1 protein-coding gene is annotated in these 300 nt (G+C 42.0%); it reads left to right on the plus strand.

Annotated elements, in window-relative coordinates; translation table 11 throughout:
• Positions 1 to 300 (plus strand): two-component regulator propeller domain-containing protein (locus tag DYY66_RS13255; protein ID WP_338140859.1); only part of this gene is annotated, 300 nt, incomplete at both ends.

Genomic DNA, 300 nt, shown 5'->3' on the forward strand with positions numbered 1-300 from the left:
CGGACAGGTGGAAAAATATCTGATAAAGAGTGGAACAACACCGTATACAAATGCAGGAGTAAACTCTACTATGGTCTGGGCAATTGTGCAAGATGATGTTGGAAATATCTGGTTTTCACCGCTTGGGACAAAGACCATTTGGCGATTTGACCCCTCAAGCCATGCTTTTACATCATATGTATCTGAGACTGGGGCTCCGTTTCAGATAAAGGCAGACAAGAAAGGAGAAGTCTGGTTTACTACGTTACGTGGCAATACTGTAGGTGTCATAAAGCCACAAAATAATGATTATGCCATTTC

It is taken from the genome of Candidatus Nitrosotalea sp. FS (assembly GCF_011319475.1).
Taxonomy (GTDB): Archaea; Thermoproteota; Nitrososphaeria; order Nitrososphaerales; family Nitrosopumilaceae; genus Nitrosotalea.